This is a genomic window from Streptomyces sp. NPDC034670, assembly GCF_055574875.1.
Genome location: NZ_JBVITR010000085.1, coordinates 1 through 7,833, shown reverse-complemented (window position 1 = coordinate 7,833; position 7,833 = coordinate 1). Strand labels below are relative to the sequence as shown.

The window sequence follows — 7,833 nt, the reverse complement described above, 5'->3', positions numbered from 1 at the left end:
GTGTTCGTGGCCACGTCCCAGGAGTAGAGGGGGGTTGCCCCCGGGGGGTGGAGGAAGGGGAGGGGGCCACAGACCCCCCGGGCTTCCCCCCCCCCCCCCCCCCCCCCGGCCCCCCCCCCGCCCGCCGGCCAGGCACGCGTTCGTCAGGCGGCTCGGTGGATGACGAGCTTGAACTCCGCCAGGACGATGTTCCGCGCCACACCGTCGTCGTGGGTGGCCCGCACGGCGAGCGGGACGGCCGGGTCGACGAAGACGCCCCACTGCTTCGTCCAGCACTGCATGCCGGGACTCGGCGACCGGTGCTCCGTCGCCGTGGTGTCGTCGGGATTCGGGGTGAGGCCGAGCGGGTCCCGGACGAACTGGTCCCGCAGTTCGTCGTACCCTCCCGCCTCCCACTGGATCATCGCGTGGAGGACGCCCCAGCCGACCGTACTGGGCCATATCAGCCCGGACCGGTCGTCCGCGTCCCAGTTCGTGATCACGTACCCGTCCGGTTGGTCGACCTGATGCATGGCGAACCGGTCGGTGGACTCGGCGCTCCCGAACGGGAACCTGATGACCGTGTAAGGGCTGTTCGCCGGGATGGACTGCGGTGTGTTCCGTTTCAGGGAGCACACCTGCACCCCGGGCGAAGCCGTCGCGTCGGTGGACATGCTCCAGGGCTGCCCGTCACCGGCCGGTTCGATGTCGGCCCCGCCCCTCCGGTGCGGAGGGGCGGGAACGGAAAGGGGTTCCCGGGCCGGGGGCGACGAGGGGAGTTCCCCGCGCGAACCACCCCCTGTGGCACGTGAGTTCGATCGACGCGTGCGAGCCGGCACCCGTTTCCCGGCCCGCCCCGGAGGACCCGGGCGAACGGGGCTCCCTCCCGGCCGGAGCAGCCGCCACGCCCCCTTCGGCGCCGCCCGCGATCGCGTGCGGTGAAACCGGGCAACCGGGGTACTGGCAGGGCGACGCGTGACGGAACGGTCGGGAGGGTGACGGTGGGTTCGGTGAGTCAGTTGCGGCAGCTCAGGGCCGTGTACGCGGGTGGTGTGGTCGCCTGGACCTTCTGTCTGTTGCTGACCATGGTCCAGGGCGACGGATCGGCACGGCAGACGGTGGTGCTGCTGGGGCTGCTCGCCGTCTTCCTGGTCCTGCTGCTGTGGTCGACCTGGTGCCTCTGGGAGGCCGGGGCGCGCCGCCCGGCGGCCCGGGCCGGGAGCACGGCGAACACACAGGTCGAGCGACCCTAGCGGGGCGACGGCCGGCACGGCGCGGACCCGCGGGGCGGAGAAGGGCCCGGCTCGGCCCCGCCCGGCGGACCGTCCGGGGATCCCGCCGCCGGGCCGGGACGGACCGAAGGGGAGCGAGGCCGTGAGGACGCACGTCCTGCGCCGGTGCCGGGCGCGTTCACCGGCGGGGGACGGAACCGGCCAGGAGGGGCGGGCCCGGTTCACCCGGACCGGCGGACACGTTCCCCCGGCCGGTTCCGCGGGGCGGAGTGCCGGCGCACCGTCCGCCGGTGCGCGGACGGACAGCGCGCCGCGGCCGTCCGCGCGCAGCGGGGGTCCGTCCGGGAAGGCCCCGTGGACGCACCCCGTCGATCCCGACGGTCCTCCTCGTGGTGCTCCCTCCCTGCCACCGGCCCCCGTGCCGGGGTGTCCGGCGGACGACCGATGTCGTCGGAATGCCGGGACCGACCGCGGGGCGGGCGCCCATGGGCAGGGCCCGCGCGCTCGCTCGGGCGTACCGACGCTTCGGTGGGGCCGACGCCGCCGGGACGTCACCGCCGTACGAGCGCGTCGCCGTCGCCCTGAGCGAGTCCGACGAGGCGCCGCGCGCCATCGGGACGGCACCGGCGCGCAAGCGGCACCCCGCGGTGGTCCTCGCCGCCTTGCGCGCCCTCGCCGGGCGCGCTCCGGGACTCGCCGCGGACGGCGACGCCGCGGCCGACCGGGCGGTGGCGTGGGTGTCGGCGGAGGGGGCGCAGTCGGGCCGGCGGTACCGGCACTCGGCGATCCCCGCGCCTGCGGTCACGGCGTCATCGGCCCGGCGGTGCCCGACCGGTCGGCCCCGCGCGCCGAAGCCGTCGGCCGCTGCTGGTCGCAGGGCCGCTCGCCGGCGTGGCCGGCACGTTCCTGACGTCCTGCCGGATCGATCGAACGGCGCCGTCCCCCTCCTGCCGTCTGTCCCCCACGGGGTTCCACGCAAGTCCCGTTGGGCGACGCGGGCGAATCACGGGACGCGCCGACCCATTTCCGACAAATATGACTATAAGACATGTGTTATTAGGTTATGAACTCACATACCCGGCGCACCGTGCTCGGTGCCTCGATCACGGCCATCGGCTCGGGAGTCCTGGCCGCCTGTTCCGGGTCCGGCTCGCCCTCCGGACCCGGCCCGCACTCCGCGTCCGGTTCGCCCTCCGGGAACGGCACCCGATCGGCCGCCGGGAGCCCCGGTCACCACGGCGGTGGTTTCGTCCCCAAGGGGCCCGAGGGATACGTGAACCCGTCCGACCCCGAGGTCCTCGCCGCCGAGAGGAGACGCGGGCCCGGCCCCCTGCGCACGTTCACCCTGACCGCCACCGAGACGACCCTCGACCTGGGCGGGCGGACCGTCAAGTCCTGGGCCTACGGAGACGAGCTGCCCGGCGAGGAGATCCGGATCACCGCGGGCGACATCCTCGATCTCACGCTCGTCAACCACCTGTCCGTGACGACGACGCTGCACTCGCACGGTATCCGTCTGCGCTGCGACATGGACGGCGTACCGGGCCTGACCCAGCAGTCCGTCAAGCCCGGCGCGGACTTCACCTACCGCTACGCCGTGCCGCACCCGGGCACGTACTGGGTGCACTCGCACTCGGGAATGCAGCTCGACCGCGGCCTGTACGCTCCGCTGATCGTCGAGGACCCGAAGGAGCCGCTGTCCTACGACAAGGAGTGGGTCGTCGTCCTGGACGACTGGCTGGACGGCGTGAGCGGCTCCACTCCGGAGGGCGTGCTCGCGCAGTTGCACCACGGCAGGGAGATCCCGATGGACATGGGGGAGAGCCCCGCCCCTGACGGCTCCGGCCACGGCGCGTCCGCCGGCACGCACGGCACGGCCTCCGGCGAGCCCGCCGGTCCCTCCCGCGTCCTGCGGAGGGGGCACAGCCGCCTGCTGCGCAGCGGGGGCGGTCACGTCGACCACCCGCTCTACCTGGTCAACGGCCGCATCCCCGGAGCCCCTTCGGTCTTCCGGGCCCGCCCCGGGGACCGGATCCGGTTGCGCATCATCAACGCCGGGAGCGACACGGCCTTCCGGGTGGCACTCGGCGGCCACGAGATGACCGTGACGCACACGGACGGCTACCCGGTCGAGCACAAGAGGACGGACGCGCTGCTGCTGGGCATGGCCGAACGCTACGACGTGCTCGTCACCGCCAAGGACGGGGTGTTCCCGCTGGTCGCGCTGGCCGAGGGCAAGAACGGGAGGGCCATGGCGGTCCTGCGCACCGGCAGCGGGGACCCCCCTGGATGCTCCGCGTACCCCGAGGAGCTGGACGGCCGGATCGTGCCGGCCGGCCGATTGGTGCCCAAGGAGTCCGTGGCCCTCCGCGACCGTGCCCCGGACCGCCAGCTGCGCTTCAAGCTGACCGGCAGCATGAGGAGGTTCGACTGGAGCTTCGACCACCGGCCCTACTCCGTCGAACAGCGCCACCCCGTCCGGGAGGGGGAGCGGGTGCGCCTGATCGTCATCAACGCCACCCACATGTGGCACCCCGTGCATCTGCACGGCCACACCTTCGCCCTCACCGGCGCCCGTGCGGCCGGAGCCCGCAAGGACACCGCCCTGGTACTGCCGCACCGCAGAGCCGTCTTCGACTTCGACGCCGACAACCCGGGCCTGTGGATGCTCCACTGCCACAACCAGTACCACTCCGAATCCGGCATGATGACCAACCTCGGCTACCTGAGGTGACGACGGCCGCGGGGCCCGGGTGAGCCGTCACTCCCGCCGGACCTCCTTCCGCGCCCAGCCCTTCTCCGTACGCGCGTCGGTGCAGTCGGTGCAGCGGCGGCCGCAGCACCGCCACGGCATCCGTGTCCCTGTGGTCCGGGGATCCCGGGCCGGAAAGGGGCGTCCCGGCACGGGCGGGCGGAGAAACCGCTCGGCCCGCACCCGTGCGCGGGCCGAGCGGGTCGCTTCGGCATGCCGGCGCCCGACGCCGAGGGGCGGGCGCCCTTCGGCCGCCCGGCGCCGGGGCCCGCCGGGGTTCCCGGGCTTTCAGAGCATGAGCAGCAGCCGCGTGTTCGGTACGAGTTTCCGGTTCACGCTGGTGCTCTGGACGAAGATCGTGAAGTCGTCGTTGTGGTCCGGCTTGACACGGACTTCCACATCCGGCAGGCCGAGCAGGGCCCGGGCCTCGGGCCCCGTGTACACCCGGTCCGTCTTCTTCTCCAGCACCGCGATCTGCTTCCGCGCCTGTATCTTCTCCGACTTGCTCAACTGGTAGAACGCGCCACCGGTGCGGTAGGTGTGCCCGCACTCGACGACCCAGTCCCGGATCGCCGCGTCACGGGCCACCGGGATCAGCTGGTACTTCGACGGATCCACCGGGGTGAGGCCGGCCGCCTCGATGGTGTCCTTGTTGACCGCCTCCGCACCCGTGGAGAACACGGCGCGCGATCCCCGGATGCCCTGAGCGCGGCCCACCATGAACTTCTCGGTGGCCTGCCGGATGACCTGCCCGGCCTCCTCCAGGCCCTGTGTGCTCGTGGCGTCCCAGATGGCGATGTTGTCCTTCGGGAAACCGCACTGCATGGCCTCGCGCTTGCCCATCTGGTCCGGCACGAGGACGGCCAGCGTCCAGTTGTCCTCCTGGGTCGCGATCATCTCGGCCACGGCCCCGACCAGTTCCCGCGGATTCCTGGTGGGGGCGTCCGGGCAGCGGTGGCTCGCGTTCTCCTGCCCGTCGGTGAGCACGAACGTCAGGAAGCTGTGGTCGCCGTACAGTTGGGCCGTCTGCGCCAGCTCCCGCTGTGACTTCAGCGCGGCCGCCAGCAGGGCCGTCATCCCGCCGACCCGGTACAGCTGCTGCAGCGACGGCATCCGCAGCACGTCCTTGTCGTAGATGACGCACTCCACCTTGTCCGCGAAGACGTACACCGTGACGCGGGTTTCCTGGTCCAGTTCCCTCGACCGGCGGGCGAGGTAGGCGATCTGCTGGTCGGCGACCTCGACGACCTTGCGGCTCAGGTGCGACATGGACGAACTGGCGTCCAGCACGAGAGCGACGTGGTTGATGTAGTTCTGGCTTCCGGACATGACAGCTCCCCCTCTTGCCGATTCGGTGCTCCTACCGTCTCACCCGGCACTGACAATCGATCTTGGCTCCCGTACGGGACGAGGAGTCCGCCCGACCGGGGCCCCGCTGCCACGGCCACGTCCGTCACCGGGCCTCACCCTCCGTGCGGGAACCGACGTCGGCCGTGCGGGCCCGGGTGACGGGGAGGCGCGCCGAGCACGGGAACCCACGGGCGTCAGGAGGCCGGCCGACCGGGGCCGCGGCCCACGGCGGGGGCGCCGGCCCGGGGAGCGCCAGTGCCGGATCGCGCTGACGGGATGCCCTGTGCGTACGCTAATCGTGCGCTATATGTACTCGGAAAGTACGCCCTCCGTGCGTTTCTCGGTGTAAGGTACGGGCCGGGAGGTGTTGCATGTCCGAGCTGTTCGACGCGGTCGACGCCCTGGTGGCGTCCCGCTCCCCGCTGCCGTCGGTGCAGGAGCGCAAGCGGCTGCGCCAGGCGCACGGCCTGACGCTGGACGAGGTGGCCACCGCGCTGAAGGTGCGCCGGGCGACGGTGTCCGGCTGGGAGTCGGTCAAGAAGCCGGTGGAGCCGCGCGGGCCGGAACGCGAGGCGTACGCACGGCTGCTGAACAAGCTCGCGGAGCTCTACCCCGCGCCCCCGGCCACCCCGCCCGCGCCGCCGGCCGCGCTCTCCGGTCGGACCACTCAGGTCGAAACCCGGGCCGAAACCCGGGCCGGGACACAGGCTCCGTCCCCGGACCGGCCGCCCGAGGCCCCGGCCGTGGCCGCGCACGAGGACTCCCGGAGCGCCCCCGCCCCCGTTCCCGCCACGCCCGTCGAGCAGGTCGCACCGCGCCCGGCGCGCACCGCCGGGAGCACACCGGCGGCGCGGCGCCCGCGGCCACGAGCGGTGGCCCCGGCCGGCCCCCTGCGGGGCGGCGCCGACCCGCGCTTCGAGAACGGGCCGCTCGCGGTCGTCGACGTCGACACGGACGGGCAGGTCCTCGCGTACTGCCCCGGCGGCCTGGTCCTGGACGTGCCCGCCACGTCCCTCCCGGCCCTGGTGGAGTGGACGCTGAAGGAGGCCAGGCTCGGGCAGCCGAGGCTGTCCGGCCCGGGCAAGGACGCCGACCCGCTGCTCGTGCTCACCGCGGCCGCGCTGGAGCGCTACGGCCTCCCCGTGGCCCTCACCGACGAGGAGCGGCTCGCCGGGCGGATCCCGGAGAACCACAAGGCCGTCAGGCAACTGGCGCGCGCCGAATGGAAGCTCACCAAGCGCGGCTTCGGGCCGTGGGCGCGGATCTACCGCCCCGCGCAGGGCTCGGAACGGGCCTGCGTGCAGCTGTGCATCCCGTCCTGGCACGCGCTCGACTCCCGGCACTGGGGCGACGCCGCGCAGCTTCCGCCGGCCGAACTCGCCCGTGTCCTGGGCGTCTACGCCTCCCGCGTGATGACGCCGCGCGGCTCCACGGCCGTCACCGGCCTGGAGCTGATGACCGCCCTGCACCCGCCGACGCGTGCCTCCGAGCCCGGCGCCGACGGCCGTCGGCGCTCCGAGCACAACCCCGGCAGCCTGGGCGGGGACCCGGTGGACTGCGCCCCGTGCGAGGCCCCCGACGGGCACCCGCTCCTGGCGGACCTGCCGCGCTTCCACGTGCGCGGCCCGGCGGAGAAGCTGTTCGAGGAGGCGTACGACTGGGCGCGGCCGATGACCGACGACGAATGCACCCTGCGGCACCTGGTCGGCATCGACGTGAACATGGCCTTCGCCGCCGGTGCCAACGGCCTCGTCGTCGGCCTCGGCGCACCCACCCGTGTCGAGAACCCGGTGTTCGACCCGAAGCTGCCCGGCTCCTGGCTGGTCGACCTGTCCCACGTCGATCTCTCCCGGGTGAGGATCGGCAAGGACAGGTGGGCGGAGCTGGACGCCCGCCTGCTGCCCAGCCCGTTCACCCCGAAGGGCGAGCGCCCCGAGGGTCCGGCCTGGTACGCGACGCCCACCGTCGCCTATGCCGTCGAGCTCGGCTACGAGGTCCGCCCGATCGAGGCGTGGGTGCGGTACGAGAACGGCCGCTACCTGGACGGCTGGTACAACCGGCTCCGCGACGCCTACCTCGCCACGATGGCCGACCTCGGCGTGCACGCCGACATGGCACCGGCCGACTTCCTGGCGGCCATGGACGGCTACCGGGAGCGCGACCCCCAGCTGGCGATCGTCGTCTCGGCCATCAAGGCGACGGTCAAGGGCGGCCTGGGCAAGCTGCGCGAGCGGCCCCGCGGCGAGGGGTGGCGGCCGGGCCGGCCGTGGCGGGCCCTGTCCCGGCCCACCTGGCGGCCGGACATCCGCGCGGCCGTCATCGCCCGCACCCGCGTCAACCTGCACCGCAAGATCGTCAAGCACGCGGCGTTCACCGGCCGGTACCCGGTCGCGATCCTCTCCGACTGCGTGGTGTACGCCGCCGACGGCACCAGCCCGCTGGACTTCCTGCCCTACCGGGACGGCAGACCGCTGCCCGGCGGATTCAAGCTCGGCGTCAACCCGGGCCTGGTCAAGCACG

The 7,833-nt window shown here is 73.4% G+C and carries 6 protein-coding genes; 4 read left to right on the top strand and 2 right to left on the bottom strand.

All coding sequences use genetic code 11. The features are described 5' to 3' along the window. Window positions 1-143 precede the first annotated feature (143 nt). Window positions 144-653 (bottom strand): hypothetical protein, encoded by a 510-nt coding sequence (locus tag ACZ56B_RS31410; RefSeq protein ID WP_468798022.1) that lies wholly within the window; start codon window positions 651-653, stop codon window positions 144-146. A gap of 336 nt (window positions 654-989) precedes the next feature. Here ACZ56B_RS31410 and ACZ56B_RS31405 point away from each other — a divergent pair, with 336 nt between their 5' ends. From ACZ56B_RS31405 to ACZ56B_RS31395, 3 genes are all read left to right on the top strand, one after another. Continuing rightward, complete coding sequence (locus tag ACZ56B_RS31405) at window positions 990-1,232, top strand: hypothetical protein (protein ID WP_468798019.1); 243 nt, start codon at window positions 990-992, stop codon at window positions 1,230-1,232. 434 nt (window positions 1,233-1,666) lie between these two features. Then, window positions 1,667-2,278 (top strand): DUF2332 family protein, encoded by a 612-nt coding sequence (locus tag ACZ56B_RS31400; RefSeq protein WP_468798016.1) that lies wholly within the window; start codon window positions 1,667-1,669, stop codon window positions 2,276-2,278. Further along, window positions 2,275-3,945, top strand: coding sequence for a multicopper oxidase family protein (locus ACZ56B_RS31395; protein WP_468798013.1), 1,671 nt, complete (start codon window positions 2,275-2,277; stop codon window positions 3,943-3,945). Before ACZ56B_RS31400 ends, ACZ56B_RS31395 begins: the two co-directional genes overlap by 4 nt. A 306-nt stretch (window positions 3,946-4,251) precedes the next feature. Here the strand turns inward: ACZ56B_RS31395 and ACZ56B_RS31390 are convergent, their stop codons facing one another. Then, on the bottom strand, window positions 4,252-5,292 hold the full coding sequence (locus ACZ56B_RS31390; RefSeq protein WP_468798010.1) for a vWA domain-containing protein: 1,041 nt from the start codon (window positions 5,290-5,292) through the stop codon (window positions 4,252-4,254). A 392-nt stretch (window positions 5,293-5,684) separates the two neighbouring features. Between ACZ56B_RS31390 and tap the strand changes: the two genes are divergently transcribed. Then, on the top strand, window positions 5,685-7,833 hold a 2,149-nt coding region (tap, locus tag ACZ56B_RS31385), incomplete at its 3' end, for a telomere-associated protein Tap (protein WP_468798007.1).